Source organism: Streptomyces sp. MNU89 (assembly GCF_020982505.1).
Lineage (GTDB): Bacteria > Actinomycetota > Actinomycetes > Streptomycetales > Streptomycetaceae > Streptomyces > Streptomyces xinghaiensis.
The window spans coordinates 1179360-1198886 of record NZ_JAJKLL010000001.1 but is presented as its reverse complement, the minus strand read 5'-3'; the positions used below and the strand labels follow the sequence as shown (position 1 = coordinate 1198886).

Here is a 19527-nt window from a genome sequence, read left to right as displayed (position 1 = left end):
CGGCGACGACACCATGATCATTACTCGGGACCACCAGGACCTCCCATGTTCCGGGTGATCCTTCCACAGACGGCTTCCTCGCTCACGCGCGCCGCGATGGCCATGGCCGTACGGGACGACAACGACGCCTCGGCCGAACGGATTCTCGCGGCCACCAGCGTTACCCCGACCCGACCGGACGCGCGTACTGCCCGGTGTAGCGGCGGTGCAATCGGCGGCATCCAGCGAGCCAGGACATCGTGCGTTCTATGGGCCAACGGTGGTGGCCCAGACGGGGCGAGGAGTCGATGCCTCTACGGGCGATGCGGTGTCTGATGCCACGCCCGCGTAACCATCGCCGCAGGTGGTCGTAGTCGTACCCCTTGTCGGCGTGGAGCCTTCCCGGCCTGCGTCGTCGGCGTCCGCGCCGGGAGCGGATCGGCGATATGTCCTTCACCAGCGGGATCAAGGCCTGACTGTCATGAAGGTTCGCCCCGAGATTCCGACCGAAAGGGGCAGACCTGTCCGTTCGGTGATCAGGTGGTCTTCGAGCCGTACTTGCCTCGACCCACAGGATTAGGGCCCGTCGGCTCCCCCTTTCAGGGTTCGCATGTTCACCGAGTCGATCGCGCAGCGCGACCAGTCTAGCTCGCAGCAGGAGCCGAGCTCGTCGAGGACCAGGCGATGGAGCCCGGCCCAGCCCCTGGCGACTCCTCCGCAAGCTCCGCTGCTCGACGACCCGGATCACCAGCCTCGTCCAAGCCTCCCCTCCATCCGGCCAACTGCGACTGAGGATGGAACGAGCTCAGTGCCTCATAGGGCGTAGAACATTGTTGTGCATCGAGTAGTTATCCTCGGGTATGCCTACAACCAATGGGTCCGACGACGCTGGCATCCGGCTATAGCCGGATGTCGCGGGTCCAGGCTTTAGAGCTGCCCGGCGAACTGGTCTTGCATGCGGTGGCGTAGCACCGCCAGACCCAGGCGTTCTTCCAGCGTCGGATTTCGATCTCTGTTCCCTTACACCGCCCGCACTTCGGGGGCCGGGCGAAAGTCTCCGCGTGTTCGTGTGCGAGTAGTTTGCGGGCGAAGTAGCCGCCGTGCATCGTCAGCATGACTTCGCGTGTGTTGCTTTGTGAGAGTGCGTTGAGGCTGCCGAGCATGACGGTGTGTTCGTCGATCACTGCGATTTTCTGGTGCATGACGTGGATGGGGACAACGGTCTGAGCGACGGTGCGCAAGTCTGCGATGAGTTCCTGACTGGTCTCTCTTCTTTGGAGTTGGTCGGTGTCGTCCCGGATGAACACGGTGATGCGTACACCGCGGTCAGCCGCTGCTTTGAGTTCAGGGAGCAAAGAGCGGATCCGGTTGGCCACCCATGGTGCCCAGAGCCACAGGGATTGTTTTGCCTGCCGGATCTCGGTGGTGAAGGTGAGGTAGAAGTCGCGTTCGTCGTCGATGTCGGTCACTTCGACGTGTCGGCTGAGGACTTCGGCGAGGGCAATTCCGAACTCCCCGCGATGGGCCGGTGGGGTGTGCGGCGGGGTGATGAGGTGTTTGGCAGGCAGTACCCGGACACCGTGGGTGCCGACCAGGGCGTCGAGTTCCGCCAGGGCTGTTCCCGGCCGGGCCCCGCTGACACGTTGCCCGCTGGCGATGACGTAGAGGCGGGTTCTGACGCGGGTAACAGCGACGTTGAAAAGGCGCACGCCGTTGCGTCTCCACTCGTCTGCGCCGGGCTGGCGGTGGGCGAGAGCCATCCACAGTTCGCGGCTGTCTGCGTTGCCTTCCACGGTGTCGAAGATGACGACGTCGAACTCCCGGCCCTGGAACCTGTGTGCCGTTCCGACTTCGGCCAGCGGACGGCCACTAGAACCTTCGACATCTCGTAGTGCTTCCAAGGTGGCTTCGGCTTGGGCCCCGTAAGGGGTGACGATCCCTGCCTCCTCGCCCTGTTCGCGGTGCAGTTCCACCAGAGCCCGCGCGAGGAGAGAGCCGGCGGGCCACCAGCCTTTCCGGCTGCCGGTCAAGTGGGCTCGGGCCAGCTCGTGCAGGCCGTCGGTGTCGATCAGCACGATCTCGGGATCGCTGTCGGGCCGCTCCGCAAGCGTCTGGGAGCCGCCGCGCAGCATTCCCCCGTAGGCGAGACCGTTGGCCAGTTTCATCACGGCAGGGCCGAAGCGATGCTGTTCGGTCAAGGTGACGCAGGCCGGGTGTGCCTGGGCATCCGCGGGTTCGAAGATGCCGCAGTGCTGAAAGACGTCGGGGAGCAGCCAGCGTTTGATGTCGTCGCGTTCCTGCTCCTTGAGCTCGCTCGGGATGACCGGGCCAAGCTGCATGAAATCGCCGAGCAGGACGGCAGCCCTACTGGCTTTGCCGGTGGCCAGGAGCACCTCGGGCAGAGCGGCTGCGCCGGCCTCATCGACCAGGACCACGTCGTAAGGGCCTTCGAAGACGGCCCGATTGGAACGGAACCGGGCCAGTGTGGTGGCGACCAGCTTGGCGCTCTTGATGATCTCGCCCTGGGCGTTGCGGGCCAGCCGCTCGTATTCCTCCTGGGTGTTCTGGTACTGCTGCTCCAGCTGCGGCTTACGGGCGCTGTCGGCGGCCACAAGTGGACGGAGGCGTTCGGCCCGGTCGTGCAGGGTCGGCCAGTTCTTCTTCGCGGCCTGTTCGGTCAGCGTCTGGGCCTGCTGCGCTGCGACAGCCGCCGCAGTGGCCTGGTTCTTTTCCCGCTCGGCCGAGGTACACAGTCTGTGTGCCCGCTTTGTTGCCGCCCGTGTGGCGTCGGCCTCTCTGTCGAGGTGCCGGATCTGTTCCCGGCTGAGCGGGACGGAGTCGGACAGCGCCGTGATTTTGGCATTGAGTGCAGAGATCCGGGCGGCGGCGGTATGGTGCGCGTCCACGGACTGCTGACGCGCTGCCTCCGCCTGCTCTTCGGCGTCAGCCAGTTGCTCCTGGAGTGCGACCAGCTTCTCGCGCGCACGCCAGCGGGCCACCGACCCCTTCGCCTCCCACTGCTTCACCTGGTTCCGCAGGGGCCGGCACTCCTCAGCGGCCAGTAGCGCATCAGCTGCTCGGTGTTCTGCAGCCTGCCGGACCCTGGCCGACTCGTCGCAGAGCCGGTCCACCTCGCGCCATACCTCGCGCGAGGGCTCTGCTGCGGCAGCCCGGTCCGACGCCACCTTCGCCGCCCTCGCAGTTTCGGCCATGCCACGAGCGGCCTGCGCGTACCGGTCGTCGGCCGCGTCGCTGCGGGCCAGTGCGGAGGCCAGGTCCTGACCGGGCGTACGCAACAGTTGCAGTGCAGCGAAGTATGCGGCCGCGTCGAACCCGGCGAGTGCAGCGTCCATGGCGGCAAGTTGACCGGCGCGGTCGCGGATTTCGACCAGCTCAGCCTCCACGGCGCTACGGCGCTGAGCCGTCTGCGCTAATCGGCTTCGGACCATGAGCGGCAGCGACACCGAAGGGTCTTCCGCCACCTCTTTAAGATGCGGCGGGCCCACACGGACGATCTCACCCGGACTGTGGCGCTTCTCCCGCACCACCCCGAGCAGGGCGTTATCCACAGCGACATTGGTTGCAGAGACCAGCAGCACCCGCTCGCCCCGCGCGATCAGGTCACCGATGGCGCGTTTGAGGACCGTGGTCTTACCGGTCCCCGGCGGCCCCCACACCAGATGAACCCCCTCACCTAGGCACGCCCGGTAGGCGTCTGCCTGGGCCGGGTGGAAACCAGGAGGGTCCGGCTCCGCTCCCGGAGTCCCGCCGATACTGCGGGCTGCCAGGGCCGCGGCCAGCGGGTGTTCGCCCAGTTGGGCGATGCCGTCGCGCAGGGCCTCGATGAGGAAGGTGGGCGGCTGCTTCAGCATCCACAGGTGGGCGTCGGTGATGTGGGCGAACTCGGCCACACGCAAGGTGAGCAGGGACCCGTTCTGCACCGTCTCGGAGACGCTGAAGCCGTCCTTCTCGATGGCCCTGTCATCAGGCCCGGCCAGCCGCAGGCTGTCCAACTGGTCCGGCCCGATGTCAGTGCCGCGCAAGTCCACCGCGTACTGGCCGGGTTCACCGGTCCGGGCCGCCCGCCCGATCCGCTGCCAGCGCGCTGTTCTCCCTGCGCCTCCCTCCAAGGCGATCCATTCGCCGAGTGCCGCCGTGATCTCCTCACGCCACCCCACGTACCGTCCCCCAGCCCTGCCCCGCTTCGGACTGGCAGACCTACCCAGTCACACGGTGCAACATGCCCGGCTCGGTTGGTGGCCAACGGGTGGCTCGGTGCTTGTCAGTACTCGGGCCGAGCATCAGGCGACCTATGTGACGTAAAGCCAGGAAGCGCAGACCTTAATTGTCCGCGAGTTCACAATCGCCCGCGTGTACTCCACGACGAGCGGGCTTGCCACTACGCACCGGGAAGTGGTGTAGGTGCGAGGGATGAGCCCAGTGACTCGCGCATACCCGGTCATCACAGCGGAGGTGTCGATGCTGTCGTCCGCGTCATCCAGTGCGTGCAGCAGCTCATGCACGGCTTGGCCATGCAGGCGCGCTGCTGTCGGGCGTGAGATCTGATCGGTCGGCGCTGTGTCACGGTGTCTGATGAGTGCGTCGACGACCTGCCCGGCCTTTGCTATGAAAGCGCTGCCCAAGCTGGAGGCCGAGTTCATCGAGTCCGGTGCGACACCTTCGACCGGCATCGCATTCCAGCCGCGCAGATGTTGGACCGACCCATGCATCAGCAGGCGGCAGCGCTCGTCGGTGCTCCCTTCAGTTGCCGGCTCCACGAACAGGACGAGGTCCTGGTGTGTGTCGCTGAACGTCACGCAGCGCAGCGGCGCTTCGAACTGCACCCACTGGCCAGGTCGTAGCCGGGGCTCCGTGTACCAGCGCAAGAAGCGCGACGTGTTTGTGCACCTCACGTAGGTGCCGTAGTTGACTTTGCTCGGTATCCACAGCTGGCGTGTCCATGTCGACGCCGCCTAAGGGCTGTCCCGTATGGGACTCGGCTGGCAAGGTGCCCGGGTGGTGAGTGCACAGGACTGGGAGTCGACACGTCGCCGACTGCATTTCGGGCAACGCTTCCTTGGAACGGTGGTCCGCGTGCCGAGTCCCGGCGCGATCGGCATCTTCGTGGACATCGGGCTGCCCGTAAACGGCTTCGTTGACGTGCTGGTGCTACCAAGCGAAGCCGAGCGCTGGCCGACGGAGGGCACCGAGTCGGAGTTCGAGGTGTGGTGGGCTGATGAGCGACCCCAGATTCGGCTGAAGCCGGCGGACCCTCGGTTCGTGCGAGAGGACTTCACCGAGTGGCTCACCAGGTGGCGGCCGGGATGGCCGCAGGAGCACGGCCTGCCGGTCACGGTCGCCGACGTTCCACCTTCGGCATCCGAGGCCGCCAGTGGAGATGCTCACAGATAGCCCAAGGCAAGGTTGTGCAGGCGGGCGATGCCGCGCATGGCGTGGTGCACGCCGTCCCCCCTCAGTCGGCAGTCGCGCAGGATCTTCCAGGTCTTCATGCGGGCGAAGCAGTGCTCAACGCGGGCTCGGACCTGCTTGTGGGTCTTGTTGTGGGCCTTCTTCCAGTCGGGTAGTTCCTCGCCGGGGCTGCGGCGGTGCGGCATCACCAGCCCTGTGCCCGGGTAGCCGCCATCGGCGATCACCACCGTCTTGCCGATAGCGGCCTTCGCGCCGGACTCGGCCCAGGCCCGGCAGTCGTTGCGGTTGCCCGGCAGCGGCTTGCCGATCACCACGACACGGCGGGTGTCGGCGTCGATAACCACCTGGTGGTTGGTGGAGTAGCGATAGTTCTTCGACTGCTCGGCGACCTTGTGGTCGCGAGTGGGCACCAGGGTGCCGTCCACGATCAGCACAGCGTCCCTAGCGAACCGCTGGCGGAGCTGCAGGGCGAGCTTCGGCCCGAGGTGGTTGATGACCCGGTCGGCCGTGGACTTCGACACCCCAAACAGCGGGGCCAGTTGCCGTCAGGTTGGTCCGCCAGTACACGGCAATCAGCAGCAGCCGGTCCTCCAGGGGCAGTTTCCACGGCCGGCCCCAACCCGGTACGTTCACGCCCTCACGGCGCAGTTGCGTTACCAACTTGCCGAAGGCACGCGGGCTCAGACCGGTGAACGGGGCTATCCAGGACGGCTCCGAGGCCGTGATCACGCCAGGCACGACCAAGATCATCCATCAGCAAGATCAGTTACGGGACAGCCCTTAGCAGGTGATCCACGAAGGCCATGGAGTCGCGACGCCGTAGCGATGCAGGTATGCGATGGCCTGCGAACGGCAGGATGTGATTGCGAAGGTGACTCTCGTAAGTATTGATCGTATTCGCTCTCGTTTTCTTCTTCCATTTGCGGTCGATCATCTGCGCGCTGAAAAAGGCTACTCGCGCACTGTCTGCTAGTTGGTTCCCTCTCGTCGTGGACGCATCCTCAGCGGTCAGCTCGCTGAGCCGGTCGAGGGCTTCCTGCCATGTATCGAAAGACTCTCTGTGCTCCTTTCCGAGGTGATCGACGTGGCGAGCCTGCCAGCGGAGTCCCCGTCCGTGATCCGCTGATGGGTAAAGGGGACGGTTTCTGGTCCCGCACTTGCATGGGGTATCGCCCCGGTCGGGTTTCGGATATGACTTGTGCCATCGGTCGAATGGCAGGATTGGCCTGGCCATATGTTCTCGCTCGTTGCTTGTGGGCTAGCGACCTGGCTGCCGCGCAGCGGTCTATCCGTTCGTGACGGGCAGGTCGTACGAGTGATTGGGTTTCGTAGCTGCCGGCCTGTTGTGTGTGCTCACGTGCAGGATGTCCAGCTCGCAGCCCGATTATGCACAGCTGTTCATGGTCTACGGGAAGTCGTACCGGTCGAGTCGCTGTGTGCCAGCACGCGAACCACCACCAGACCCCCGACTTCTGTCCCTCGGTATGCAGATCCGGCGACTCCGGGAAGAGCGGGGCTACAGCTTGGAAGAGCTCGCAGAGCGTAGTGGACTGAGCTTTCGCGGCCTCCTCTACATTGAGCACGGGCAGCGCAGCCCCAGTGTGCTCACGCTCCTGGATATTGCTGCTGGACTCGGTGTGGAGCCGGGGGAACTCGTCAACCACATCACCGGGAAAGAATCGGGAAAATCCGAGCTTCGGTAATGCGGGACGGTAATCAAGCGATCGTGCTTTCACCAGGTTGCTCTGGTGGCTCCGTGGGATCTGCTGATCGTCGCGATTGCTCCGGAGGCCCCGCGCAGGCGGTGCGCACGAACCCGTCGAGGCGCCCACTCCGCGCGGCATTGCCCTGCCGTGTGCGTAGGCGGCGCCCTGCTGTCATGCCGATCAGCCGTGAGGGTCCATCTCTTCCTTCCGGCTGCGTCGCCGTGCCGGTCCCGCACTGCTGGTGGAGTGGCGACCTGACGTGTCCATTTCCAGCTCCGGGGGCGGATTCTCCCAACGAAGCACGAGTGTTGCGATGAATTGTATGATGCGTCAGAACCGCGTACGGGTGGGGTACTTGAGGCGGTTGCATTCGCCTGGGCCAGCCAGGGCGCGGGCCTCATCGCTCGGGGGACGTCGGTGTACCTTGCCTGCCTGTATGCGGAGGACTTCAGGATCTTCGGCGCGGCGCCGCAGAAGGACGGCGACCAGGACGCCAGCCTGACCCTGGACTTCGGTCCGGCCACGAACGTGCTCGTCGGCGAGAACGACAGCGGCAAGACGGCCATCATCGATGCGATCCGCCTGTGCCTGCTGACGACCGCGGCTGACTTCTACCGCATCACGCGCGACGACTTCCACGTCGGACCGGACGGCCGCGCGGGCACTTTCAAGATCACCTGCGGGTTCAAGGGCCTCACGACGGAAGAACAGGCCGTCTTCCTTGAGTTGCTGACCACGGACGATGAGGGCAACGTAGCCCTCTACGTCACCGTCAAGGCGGAGTTGATGGACCCGCTGCGTCCCCACCGCGTCGCGATGACCACGCGCACCGGCCGTGATGGGCAGGGGCCGGCCCTGGACGGTGCCGCACGTGAACTGCTGAAGGCCACCTACCTGCGGCCCCTGCGGGACGCCGAGGCGGAGTTGCGCTCCGGCCGCGGATCACGGCTGTCGCAAATCCTGGCCGGCTACCCCGCCATGCGCGCACAAGGTGAGGACGACTTCGACGAGGAGAGCGGCAGCGCCTCCACCCTGGTCGGCATCCTGCGCCGTGCGGAGCGGCACATCAGCGACAACGAGGCCATCAAGACGGCCCGGGACGACATCAACACCCGTTACCTGCAGAAGTTCTCCATCGGTTCCGACGTCCTGCGCGGTGAGATCGGCGTTGCGGGTGATGCCACGCTCGCCCGCGCGCTGGAGCGGCTGGAGCTCACGCTGTTCGCGGGTACGGGGGAGTGGACCAGACACGGTCTGGGTTACAACAACGCCCTGTTCATGGCGGCCGAACTGCTCCTGCTCGGCAACAGCGTCATCGCGCCCCTTCTGCTGATCGAGGAACCCGAAGCCCACCTCCATCCGCAGCTTCAGACCCGCATCATGGACCTCCTGCGGGATCGCGCCGAGACCGCGAACACGGTGGAGACGCCGCCGGTCCAGGTCATCCTCACTACCCACAGCCCGAACCTGGCCTCGGCCATCCCGGTCGAACACCTCACCCTCGTCGCCCGCGGATCCACCTTCCGCCTGGCCCCGGGCCTGACCAAGCTGGATGAGGGCGACTACGCCTTCCTCACCCGCTTCCTCGACGTGACCAAGGCCAACCTGTTCTTCGCCCGCAGCGTCGCCATCGTCGAGGGCGACGCCGAAGCCATCGTCCTGCCCGCCCTCGCACAGGCGGTCGGCCGGTCGTTCAGCGAATGCGGCGTCAGCGTCGTCAATGTCGGCGGCGTCGGCCTCTTCCGCTACAGCCGGATCTTCCAACGCGAGGGCGAGCAGATACCGGTCGCGGTGGCCTGCATCCGGGACCGGGACCTGGTTCCCGCAGGTACCTCCGCGGAGATGCGCAAGAAGCTGAAGTGCTCGGCGGAGATGACCAAGCAAGAGATCGAAAAACACGTCGCAGGGTTGGAAGAGGAGGACAGCGGCCACGTACGCACCTTCGTCTCCAACCACTGGACGCTGGAGTACGACCTGGCCGCCGGCTCCTGGACCATGGCGACCCTGATGCACCAGGCCGTTCGTGCCGCTGTCGCCTCCAAGACCACCTGGCCCACCGCGGACAGACTCGCCGACCTGGACCGACTGGCGCAGGAGGAGGTCAAGAAGTGGCGAGAGAGCAACGTTCCCCTGGAAAAGGCGGCCTTGGACATTTATGAGCCGCTGCGCATGGGCCGGGGCAGTAAGCCGATCGCCGCCCATCACGCGGCCCGGCTGCTGCAGAGCACGCCCGTGACCGATGAAGACCTGCCGCCCTACCTCGTGGCCGCCTTCACGTACCTGTGCAGCGAGGTCTGAGCGATGACATCCCCCTACGCCCCCGACGCCTTCATCAAGGACAAGGTCGAATCCCTCGCCCAGCAACTCGGCCTCGACCTGCCCCACCAGGAACAGTGGAACTTCATCCAGAGCCTGGAATCCATGGACCTCCAGGCAGCTCCCGGCTCGGGAAAGACCAGCCTGATCGGTCTGAAGCTCGCCCTCCTGGGCCAGGCATGGGCTTCGCCCACACGCGGCATCTGCGTCCTGTCCCACACCAACACGGCCAAGGACGAGATCACCCACCGCCTCACCGCCACACCGGCGGGACGCCGCCTGCTTCAGTACCCGCACTTCATCGGCACGATCCAGGCCTTCACCAACACCTTCCTCGCCCTGCCGGCTCTACGGTCCCGGGGCATTGAAGTCCAGACCGTCGACGACCACGCCTACGCGGACGAGGCCCTCCGGCTGCTCGAACGCCACCCCCGGTTTCGGAAACTCAACACCGCACTCGGACACCGCACGAACGGCCCCGCACTCGTCGCTGAGGCCCGCTACGTCTGCGACGGCGGAGACCTGATCGCGACAGGACCTGACGGCACTCCTCCCTTCAAAGCATCCAGTGACAGTGGCCAACAATTCGCCGCGCTCAAGGAAACGCTCACCGAGCGAGGCGTCTTCCGCTACCACGACATGTTCGCCCTCGCCGAGCACCACCTCTTTCATCACCCCCAGCTCGCGCTGGCCGCCGCCCACCGCTTCCCCTTCGTCCTCCTGGACGAAATGCAGGACACCAGCGACCTCCAGCAACGCCTGCTCGACAAGGTCTTCGGCCCGCCGGGCACGGTCGTCCAGCGCGTGGGTGACATCAACCAGCGCATTTTCGCCGACGCACCGGATGCCGCACAGCCCTCGTCGTTCCCCCTGCCGCACGCCGCCCAACTCCCCGTCAGCCGCAGGTTCGGCAGCAAGATCGCAGCACTCGCCAGCGACCTCACGGTCCACCGCCGCCAACGCATCGACGGCGCCGGCCACGACGGGACCGTCGCCCTCCTGCTCTTCGACGACGACACCGTCGCGGAAGTGGTACCGGCCTTCGAACGGATGGCAGCGGCCACGGTCCCCCGCCAGCTGCTGTTGGACAACCCGCCCCGCGTCCTGGGCGCCCGCCTCACGCGGGGACGCGCCAAGGCCACTCCGCAATCCCTCTCCTGCTACGTACCCGGCTTCACCAGCACGCCGGTCCAGACAACCGGCAGTCTCATCACGACAGCACGCGCCGCCCAGGCCCAGCGGCAATCCGGCGACAACCACGCAGCGATCACACTCCTGTGGAACGCGATCCGTGACGTAGCCCGACTCGCCAGTGTCGGCGGTCTGCCCCCGCTGAGGCGACTGGACCGAGACCCTGCCACCGCCGGAGGCAGGGCACGCCTGGTTCTGCACGATCTGCTGACGAGCCCTCTCAACAGCCACGTCGAATGGGCAGTCCTCACCGCCCGGCTTCTGCGGCTGCTGCCGGACCTGACTCAGAGCCCCTTGAAAGGTGTCGCCCGTCTCGCAGATCCTCTTGCCCACATCCCGTACATCGCCCAGCCAGCGCCCGTGCTCGATGCGTCGGCTGATGCGGACCACGTTATAGTGGCGTCGGTTGCAGGATCGATCCAGAGCGCCAAGGGCGAAACCCACGCGGCCACACTCATCCTCGAATGCCTGGAACGCAGCGGCAAGAAGCACGACGTACACGAGGTCCTCGGACTCCTGAGCCGACAACAGGACGCCTCCAAAGCCCTGGTCACGATCCAGCGCGCGGCACAACTCGTCTTCGTGGGCGCCACCCGCCCCACTCACCTGCTCGCCTTCGCCGCGCACCGCACAAGAGCCGAACCGTACGTCGAGGCGATGACGGCCCGCGGCTGGTCTGTCCACGACAGCGGTCTGCGCTAGAGCGGATCTTCGTATCAGTGCGTGGGCCTTGAACGACTTGGGCGAGCATTCCGTATGATCGATCAAGAGTGGGAAGCGTTTGGATTGCATGGCAAGACGACCGTTGTGGAGCGCCGAGGGCTCGCACTAGGGTCATCGCTGTCGCTCCGGCGACGGGGCAGGTGTGACAGCACTAGCCTGACCTGAAGACAGGGGCTCGTGCCCGTGACCCGGGCAGCAGTGCCTCAGTTGTGCCTGGTAGGCGGCGTGGTCGTCGTGGGTAGCGGCAGCCGCAGCCTGCAGTGCTGGCGCCTTCAGACCATTCCGTGAAAGGTTTCCTACCGGTAGGTAAGTAGGCGGTCGTCTGTGAAGGGCGAGCCCCCTTGAGGCGAGGGCAGAGGTAGCAACATGGCTGTGGCGGCGCGAGGTCCGGCGGAAGCGATCTCCGGAGCGGCGGCGCCTGGCACCCTGTTCCCTCAGGGCGCAGACATTGGCGTGTTGAACATGTTCGGTATCGATGCCGTAGTTGCATACAGCGAAAACAAGGACGAGATCGAGCGACGTGTTCGCGTCGGCACGCAGGAGCTCACCAATCCTCGGGCGCTGGACCTGCTGATGAACCTTCCACTGGGCGAGCCTGTACCGGTCACTTCGCTGAGCGACACGGAGCGGCGCGTGCTGAGGCGGATGCCCGCGGGAACGGTTACCCGGCATGACAACGTCGTCGTGCGCGAAGCAACCCACCCCATCCGAGTCGATCTGGCCGTGGTCCCGGGCAAGGGCTGGGCCTCCGCTAAGGAAAAAGCCGAATGGTTCACACCTTTCTGTGCGCGGGCTGTCTTGATCGACCGACCTTTGCGGCGTCGAGATGACGCGGTGATGGAGGCAGAGTTCTACGGCATTGGGCTACTCGTCGCGACCAGCAATGACGTTGAGGTCGTTGTCCCGCCTCGCCCCTTCGTTCGGCGTCGGCACACTGTGGCCGGCTGGAGGTTCGTGGAAGAGGCGTATATGCAGCTCTTGGCTCGGTGAGCCGCCTCAGGGCTTGATTGGCAGCGTTGCCCAGGCCTCCAGCGGGTCGGGGACTACAAAGCCCGCCTTCGAATTTGCCGACAGCCCCAGACGCTGGTTTTCCAGGGCGTAGTGTGCGACGGCTGCGGCACACTTGTCGCGCCACCACGCTTTGCGCTCTAGCCCGGGCTTCCTGCTGGTGATCTCGAGGACCCAGGCGCTCCAGGTGCTGATGTTGTGGTCTTCCGACTCGCGCCGCGCTTCGCCGCCCGGATCGTTGAATCGGTCCAGGCCGCGACCGTCACAGACGTCGCAGCTGCACGTTGCTGGCGGGTGATTGGCGTACAGGCGGGCCAGCGACTGAGTGCCCTTGAAGCACATCAGGTTCGGCATCAGCACTGACGGATATTGGGGTCCACCACCGTTGGGGTTGAACAACGCCCGCTCGCCAGGGGGAATGCTGTGCCGACTGGCGCTGTCGGCACCGATATCGGCAAACAGCCCGCCGTGGGCGAGTACGTCCAGTGCGGCCAGATCAGTCCGCAGGAGGGCGACATCAGGTAGCTCGGCTACGACGCGGCGCAGGTTGGCGGGAACACTCTTGGCCTGCTCCATCGGATCGAACTGCCGGAACAGCGTCAAGGCCTTCGGTTGCGGGATGCGCTTGCAGACTGCGATCAGCTGGCTGAGGAATTCATCGGTGAGCCAGGCGATGTCGATCGGGAGGTTGACAATTGTGTCTGCCCGCTCGATGCGTTCGGCCTGGCGCATGACCGCCTTGAGCGCCCTGGAGGCTCCCGGGGGAATGTACCCAGTCGGTGTGAGAGCGGCGCTGGCACCGCGGGCCTTCTGCAGCTCAAGCGAGGTGTCGACCGTGTCGAACAGTTTGTTGCCATCCAGCAGAAAGGGTTCATCGGCTGTCGCGGTGTGCGTCTTGTAGGCCGCAGTGTCGATCAGCAGGGCGCCTGTGTAGCCGGAGGTCCGGAGCTGGTAGGCGCGTTCACCCGCCTTCTCCCCGCTCATGACGACGCCGCCGAGGTCATCGTCGAGCGGAGTCCGCATCTGCGGTACGAAGCGGGCGTTCTCATGCAGCAGTACACGCCCCTGGAGTAGCGGCGTGGCCGGTACCGACGCATCGAGGACCCGCAGGGCGGGGGTGCGGCCGGGGAACGGCGAGTTTGCCATTGTCACCTACTTGTTGGTGAATCCGGTGGCCGTGTGGTCACCGGGGCGGAGGAAGGACACGAGTAGATCTCGGTGAACTCCTCGAGTTCCAGACCGGCTAGGTGGGCTGCCTGGGACAGGTCGAGGTTGTGCTGCTGCCTCAGTCGGGTCACGACCTCGGCAAGGCGACGCGGGGTCTCGAGCTCGAAGGTAGCGGGTTCGGTGGTTCGGTAGCCCAGGGCGGACATCTCCACCATGAGCGAGCGGTACTGCCACTCGGTGAGGACGCCGAGTGATTTGGCTCGGCGGGCGAGCGCTGCCATCGAGACCCTCCACCGACGCTTCAGTTCCATCAACCGCGCCAAGTCCACGTGCGGCCGAAGTTCGGCCACGATGCTCTCGTGCGGCATGAGGAATTCGGCTGCGAATTCATCGGCTTGCTGTTCCTGCAAGCGTCCGTCCCCAGGCTCAGTGTGCATCACGATGTGCCCGAGTTCGTGCGCCAGGCTGAAACGATAACGGTCCGCAGGGGCAGTCGAGTTGAGCAGGACGAGCGGGCGTTCACCGTGCGGCCACTGGCTTGCGGCATCCAGCTCACGAGTTTGGAGATCGCGGATCACGAGCAGAGCGCCGGCGGCTTCGAGCACCGCTACCACATTGGAGACAGGGCCATGCGGGAGCCCCCACTCCAACCGCAGCGACTCCGCGGCATCAGCCGGCGTATCAAAGTCGTCCACCGCGATGTGCCTGAACGCATGCTTGTCGTCTTCGTGACCCGCGGCGGTCAGGGCATCCACCTGGAGACGGGTAACTGCCAAGGTCGCGTGCACACGCCGCAGTGCCAGCGCGCCCATGGACGCTCGCTTCCGGTGGTGAACGAGACCAACGCCCGTCCCGCCACTGTCAGTGGCGCGGCATAGCATCTGTGGTGTGTACCTGAGAGCTGCGGCGAACAGGGCGAGACGCTCGCCCCTCACTGCCAGGCGACCGGCTTCGGCTCGGCTGACATACCCCTGCGACACCGTGTCATCGGCCGCCCGGCATGTCATCTCCCGTGCCACGTCAGCCTGCGTCCAACCACGCGACTCACGAGCCAGCGTCAACATGGCGGGCTGCGCCACCAAGTCGACAAGGTCATCCACGACCACACCCACCTCCCGCGCTCAGGCTCGCCAGCGTGCCACCATACAACTCAACTCAGTATACGCAGAAACATACCCCAGAATATTCCGCGCGCGATGTGCCCACTTTGCGCCCGGTGCAAAGATCGCCTGACGACCGGGCTCCGCCCCTGTGCACTTCAGGCCAGACATGTGGTCAGGGCTCAGTGGTGAAGGTCCCGGCTCAGTGGCGAAGCCGAGGGTCTGCACCCGGCGCCGGGCCTACCATGGCTCCTCACCTGCTCCGCCAGTCCCGTGACTTGGCATCGCTCCGACGGGCGTGGGGGCGATCTACAAGCCGGAAGGGAACACGAGGGGTGGAGACGGATTGAGCTTCAGGACGCTACGTGCCTGGAACGGCGAGCAGAGTCGGGCATTCGAAGAGCTGTCGTATCAACTGCTCAAGAACCGCGCGCCAACAGGTACTCAGGCCATCCGAACCGGCAACCCCGACGGCGGCGTGGAGTGGTACGCAACGCTGCAGGACGGCACGGAGTGGGGCTGGCAGGCCAAACATGTCGAGGGCATCGATCCGCTGCTGACCGCCATGACGGATTCAGTGAAGCGCGTCGCCAAGGAGCGACCGGAACTCCGCAAGCTGACGTTCGCGATCTCCTGGAACCTTGCCACCGGAACGCGCGGCGGAGAGCGCAAGTCTCAGCGACAGAAGTACGAGGCAAAGGTCGCAACCTGGAAGGAAACGATCTCCGGTGCCGACAGGATTCAGTTCGAACTGGTACAGGAGAGCGACCTGCTGGACGAACTGTCCAAGCCGGAGCACCGCGGTCGGCGCTGGTTCTGGTGGCATCACGTCGTACTCGGGCGCGACTGGCTAGAGCAGCGCTACAAGGAGCAGGCCGACGCTGCCGGCGAGAAGTACCGGCCCGATCTGCAGGTCGACGTTCCCATCCAGGAAGACCTCATCGCCCTCGGCTTCGACCAGGCGGTCCTCACTCATTTCAATCGTCTGCGCCGCGACGTCGTCACCGCCGTAAACGATCTACACGTCCTAGTCAAGGATGAGGATGATCCTGGCGCCTTCGCCTATCAAGCCATCCATGACGCGGCAGCAGCTCTGAAGTCGACCGCGAGCGCCATCGCAGCACAAGCTGGGGATCCTCCAACTACCCTCCTGAATTTCGTAGATCAGCTGTCGGCCACTGCTGAAGCCATTGAATCTGCCAGGGACTACGAGCGCCGGGCGAAGGCCGAGTGGCGAGAGCTGCCGAGTGATGACCCCAAGCGGAACCAGAACCCTTCGGAACGCGCCGAGGGCTATGGCCTGGGTGTGCTGGACAAAGCGATCAACGAACTGCACTCGTGGCTTGAGTCTTCGGCCGGCCGCGCCTTCCGGCAGCGCACCTACTTTCTGATAGGGAAAGCAGGGTCCGGCAAGACACACCTGCTCCTCGACGCCACCCACCGTGCTCTACTTGCTGATCGCCCCGCAGTGTTCTTGGCCGGTGCGCAGTTCGGCAGGGGCGACCTCTGGGTGAGCGTCGCGGACCAACTCGGCCTGGAGCCGGTCGGCAGCGATGTGCTCCTGAGCGCCATGGATGCCGCCGGCGAAGCTGCCACGACGTCTGGTAGCCGTTTCCTGATTTTCATCGATGCGCTCAACGAGACGACACCAGCGGACTTCTGGCGAACGCACCTCCCTAGGCTGCGTGCTGCCGTCGCCCGATATCCGCACGTCGCCCTCGTCGTCTCCTGCCGTGACACCTACCGTGATCTCGTACTGGAGGGCACCGAGGACAAACATTACGTCCACCGCACACATCCGGGGTTCGCCGAACGGGAAGTCGAGGCGACACAGCGCTACTTCGATCACTATGGTCTCGAAGCCCCCAAAATTCCGCTCCTGGCGCCCGAGTTCACGCTGCCGCTCTTCCTCCGCCTGTACTGCGAAAGCCTCTCGGAGGCCGACACTCACTCGCTTCCAACCGGCCACCAGGGCCGTGTCGCCATCTTCGAGCGCTACCTGGGCGCAAAGATCCGCACCGTAGCTCGCCGCCTTCGCCCCGACGCAACCTCAAGTTACGAGCTAGAGGCGGCGCAGACTCATGTCCGCCATGCGCTGAACGCTCTCCTTGACGAGTTGTCCCGGCTTGGCCGCGAGAGCATGAGCGCTGCCAGCGCTCATGAAACCGTCAGCTCGTTGCTCGAGGATCCCCGATTTGACGCCGTGCGGCTTCTGGGCCTTCTGCAGGAGGAGGGAGTGCTCACACGTGAGCGTCTCCACCTGGGAAGCGGAAGGTCTGGGGAAGGCGTTCGGATCGTCTTCCAGGCCTTCGCTGACTTCCTGCTCCTGAGGCGTGGCCTCGCGTTGTCAGACGACCCGCTGAACGACGAAGCGGTCAGGCAGTGGCTGACGGAGAAGAGCAGTTGGGGGATCCACGAGGCAGCGACCATCCTGTTTCCCGAGGTCTACGGTGTGGAGCTGCTGGACTTCTTGAGTATCAAGATGACCGAGGCGCCGGACGGACGCGAAGACCGGGACGCCTGGAACCGGTACCGGCGCGCCCGCCGACTCTATGAGGTACTTGTGGAGACCCTGCCATACCGTGCCTCGGAAGCAATTACTCAGCGGACGATCGATCTGCTGAACGAGGCCCAGCGCTATCTGCGTCGTCCGGAATTCTACGAGGTGCTTTTCGCCCTCGCACCGCAGCCAGACAACCGACTCAACGGCGAGGGACTGCACCGGTATCTCCTGCGGTGGAAGATGCCCGAGCGTGACAGCGACTTCGGTATCGCGATGTACCACGCGCTGTCGGACGCCTCGGGAACGGCGGCCCGCCTCGCCCGCTGGGCAGCAGCGGGACCCTATCCCGCCTACGACTCCAAGGTAGTCGAGCTTGCCTGCATCCCCCTGTGCTGGCTCCTGTCTTCTCCGAACCGATTCATGCGGGACTGGACCACCAAAGCCCTGGTGCAGCTGCTGCGTGGGCATCTGGACGTCATGCGCGCACTCGTCGAACGTTTCTGGGCGGTCGACGATCCTTACGTGGTCCAACGTGTAGTCGCGATCGCCTACGGTGCACTCCTGCGCAGCTCTCCTCAACACGCTGATCAGGCAAAATCTCTCGCGGAGCTGGTTCACAACCTGGTCTTCACCCCATCCGTCCGACCGGACGAGCTGCTCCTCGACGCTGCGCGAGGTGTCGTCCGATGGGCCGTACCGCAGCAGCTGCTGCCTGCCTCGGCGCTTGATACGTCCCGGCGCCCATACGGGCTGGCGGTGCCTGGCCCGCCACCGACGGAGGCGACGATCAAGGCCAGGTACGGTGGGCGCGAGGGGCAGTCGGCTGACGACAGCTATTTGTCGATCTATCTCTCGCTGATGGGCATGGGTGATTTCGCCCGCTACGTCGTCCAGCCTGGCGTTCATCACTTCTCGCGCTACCGCCTCGGGCAGACGTATCCACAACGGCAGCCCCGGGAGCCGCGGTTCATCAAGAGCCGCTGGGAGAAGTTCGTCGCGTCGCTGAGTCAAGAACAGAAAGTGACGCTGGCCGACAAGCTGCGCAGCCCTGAAGAGCAGGCACTGAGCCGGCTCGAGTCCCTTCTGCGCCGAGCCGAGGATCCGCTGAGCGAAGAGCAGCGAAAGCTCTGGGACGCCTCGTTCGTGTATCCCAAGCCGGTGGACCACGACTACCCGGCAGACATCGCGTGCCGCTGGATCTTCCGCCGCACACTCAGTCTCGGCTGGACACCCAAGCTGTTCGGAGACGAAGACCGACGCATCGGCCGTGGGCGCGGTGGAAGAGAAGGGCACAAGGCCGAACGCTGGGGCAAGAAGTACCAGTGGATGGCCTACCACGAGCTGCTGGCCAGGGTTGCGGACAACTACCAGGCATCGCGGCACTTCGGAGATAGCGAGCCCTATGAGGGCTTGCACCAGATCATCGGCGACCGCGAGATCGATCCCAGTCTGCCCCCGATCGCCTACCACGCTTTCAACGAAGAGAGCGGCAACGGCGTAACGGCATGGAGCCCGCCGCTGATCAGTCTCGAAGCGTGGCCACCAGGTCCCCTCGACTTCAGCCGATACCGCGGAGACATCAGACGGTTCCTGGCCGATACCGCCTCCGAACCGACTGTTGCCGACGCCCTGTTCCTGAGTGACCAGGAAGGCCACGACTGGGTGGCACTCGAGAGCTTCGTGAACAAGGTCGATCCGATGGCCGATAAGGGATGGCGTGGCCTGCAGGAGAAGAGCACCATCCACACACTGCTCGTCAAGGCGGATGATGCCAATACCCTCCTGCAGGCCCTGCGAGACGAATCACGTCACGACACCCGTGATCTCCTCGACTCACACGGCCACACCGACTGCTGCTATGTCGGCGAAGTGGGCCGCATCGGACCGAACTGCCCCCACCGGCACGACGCCCTTCGCCGAGTATTGATCGGCGGAAAAGAGGTAGAGGTCGTACCCACCATCGAGCAGTACACCTGGGAAGGCAGCATCCTCGACTGCTCCATCGGCGAAACCGCAAGCGTTGACCTGCCCGCGACCTTCATCCAGCAGGCAGCGGGATTGACCTTCGATATGCGAGGCCCAAGCTGGCTCGACTCTGCCGGCGCGCCCATGTTCACCCACTACGAACAACTTGGGAATGACAGCCGGGCCATTCTGGTGAGGAAGTCCTTCCTCCGGAGCTTCCTGATGGAGCACAACCTTGAGCTGATCGTGTGGCACTGGTACGAACGAATGCAGCTGCGAGACGACTTCCACCAGGGCCAACACCCCTACGTCGAATCGAGTGTCATCGCCCGGCTGGGGGCGGACATGAAGATTCGCCAGGGCACCCCGCAGCGGACTGAACGGGACCTGGAGTGATGGGCAGAGTCCACCCTCACTGTGAAGTACGTTGCCCAGTGTC

Annotated in this window: 10 protein-coding genes and 2 pseudogenes; 6 read left to right on the top strand and 6 right to left on the bottom strand. The window is 65.1% G+C overall.

The window, feature by feature from the left end; genetic code table 11:
* Positions 1–196: 196 nt before the first annotated feature.
* From E4N63_RS05270 to E4N63_RS05260, 3 genes and pseudogenes are all read right to left on the bottom strand, one after another.
* Positions 197–687: pseudogene (locus E4N63_RS05270) on the bottom strand (IS5 family transposase); the annotation flags it as partial.
* 191 nt (positions 688–878) lie between these two features.
* Positions 879–4157, bottom strand: coding sequence for an AAA domain-containing protein (locus E4N63_RS05265; RefSeq protein ID WP_230240071.1), 3279 nt, complete (start codon positions 4155–4157; stop codon positions 879–881).
* 132 nt (positions 4158–4289) lie between these two features.
* Positions 4290–4892, bottom strand: coding sequence for an SAVMC3_10250 family protein (locus E4N63_RS05260; protein ID WP_308188650.1), 603 nt, complete (start codon positions 4890–4892; stop codon positions 4290–4292).
* A gap of 106 nt (positions 4893–4998) precedes the next feature.
* Here E4N63_RS05260 and E4N63_RS05255 point away from each other — a divergent pair, with 106 nt between their 5' ends.
* Entirely contained in the window at positions 4999–5391 is a 393-nt protein-coding gene (locus tag E4N63_RS05255; protein ID WP_230240069.1) for a hypothetical protein, read from the top strand.
* On the opposite strand, the pseudogene E4N63_RS05250 reads toward E4N63_RS05255, so the two are convergent.
* Positions 5382–6159, bottom strand: a pseudogene (locus E4N63_RS05250) (transposase). The gene E4N63_RS05255 and the pseudogene E4N63_RS05250 overlap by 10 nt on opposite strands.
* 614 nt (positions 6160–6773) lie before the next feature.
* Here E4N63_RS05250 and E4N63_RS30975 point away from each other — a divergent pair.
* The 4 genes from E4N63_RS30975 to E4N63_RS05230 all read left to right on the top strand — a co-directional run bounded on the left by E4N63_RS30975 (position 6774) and on the right by E4N63_RS05230 (position 12335).
* The gene (locus E4N63_RS30975; RefSeq protein WP_308188649.1) at positions 6774–7112 is read left to right on the top strand and encodes a helix-turn-helix transcriptional regulator; all 339 of its coding nucleotides are present in this window, start codon (positions 6774–6776) and stop codon (positions 7110–7112) included.
* Between the two features lie 420 nt (positions 7113–7532).
* On the top strand, positions 7533–9413 hold the full coding sequence (locus tag E4N63_RS05240; protein WP_230240067.1) for an ATP-dependent endonuclease: 1881 nt from the start codon (positions 7533–7535) through the stop codon (positions 9411–9413).
* Positions 9414–9416: 3 nt separating this feature from the next.
* Positions 9417–11324: a UvrD-helicase domain-containing protein gene (locus E4N63_RS05235; protein WP_230240066.1), complete on the top strand. Its 1908-nt coding sequence runs from the start codon at positions 9417–9419 to the stop codon at positions 11322–11324.
* Positions 11325–11711: 387 nt separating this feature from the next.
* On the top strand, positions 11712–12335 hold the full coding sequence (locus E4N63_RS05230) for a hypothetical protein (protein WP_230240065.1): 624 nt from the start codon (positions 11712–11714) through the stop codon (positions 12333–12335).
* A gap of 6 nt (positions 12336–12341) precedes the next feature.
* On the opposite strand, the gene E4N63_RS05225 is transcribed toward E4N63_RS05230, so the two are convergent.
* On the bottom strand, positions 12342–13499 hold the full coding sequence (locus tag E4N63_RS05225) for a hypothetical protein (protein WP_230242355.1): 1158 nt from the start codon (positions 13497–13499) through the stop codon (positions 12342–12344).
* Between the two features lie 2 nt (positions 13500–13501).
* Positions 13502–14620: an ImmA/IrrE family metallo-endopeptidase gene (locus E4N63_RS05220; protein WP_230240064.1), complete on the bottom strand. Its 1119-nt coding sequence runs from the start codon at positions 14618–14620 to the stop codon at positions 13502–13504.
* A 346-nt stretch (positions 14621–14966) separates the two neighbouring features.
* On the opposite strand from E4N63_RS05220, the gene E4N63_RS05215 reads away from it, so the two are divergent.
* Entirely contained in the window at positions 14967–19484 is a 4518-nt protein-coding gene (locus E4N63_RS05215) for a hypothetical protein (RefSeq protein WP_230240063.1), read from the top strand.
* Positions 19485–19527 lie beyond the last annotated feature (43 nt).

Excerpts from the sequence above, each read along its gene's own strand:
- E4N63_RS30975 (WP_308188649.1), top strand. The coding sequence starts at position 6,774 with ATGTCCAGCTCGCAGCCCGATTATGCACAGCTGTTCATGGTCTACGGG.
- E4N63_RS05235 (WP_230240066.1), top strand. The coding sequence starts at position 9,417 with ATGACATCCCCCTACGCCCCCGACGCCTTCATCAAGGACAAGGTCGAA.
- E4N63_RS05230 (WP_230240065.1), top strand. The coding sequence starts at position 11,712 with ATGGCTGTGGCGGCGCGAGGTCCGGCGGAAGCGATCTCCGGAGCGGCG.
- E4N63_RS05225 (WP_230242355.1), bottom strand. The coding sequence starts at position 13,499 with ATGGCAAACTCGCCGTTCCCCGGCCGCACCCCCGCCCTGCGGGTCCTC.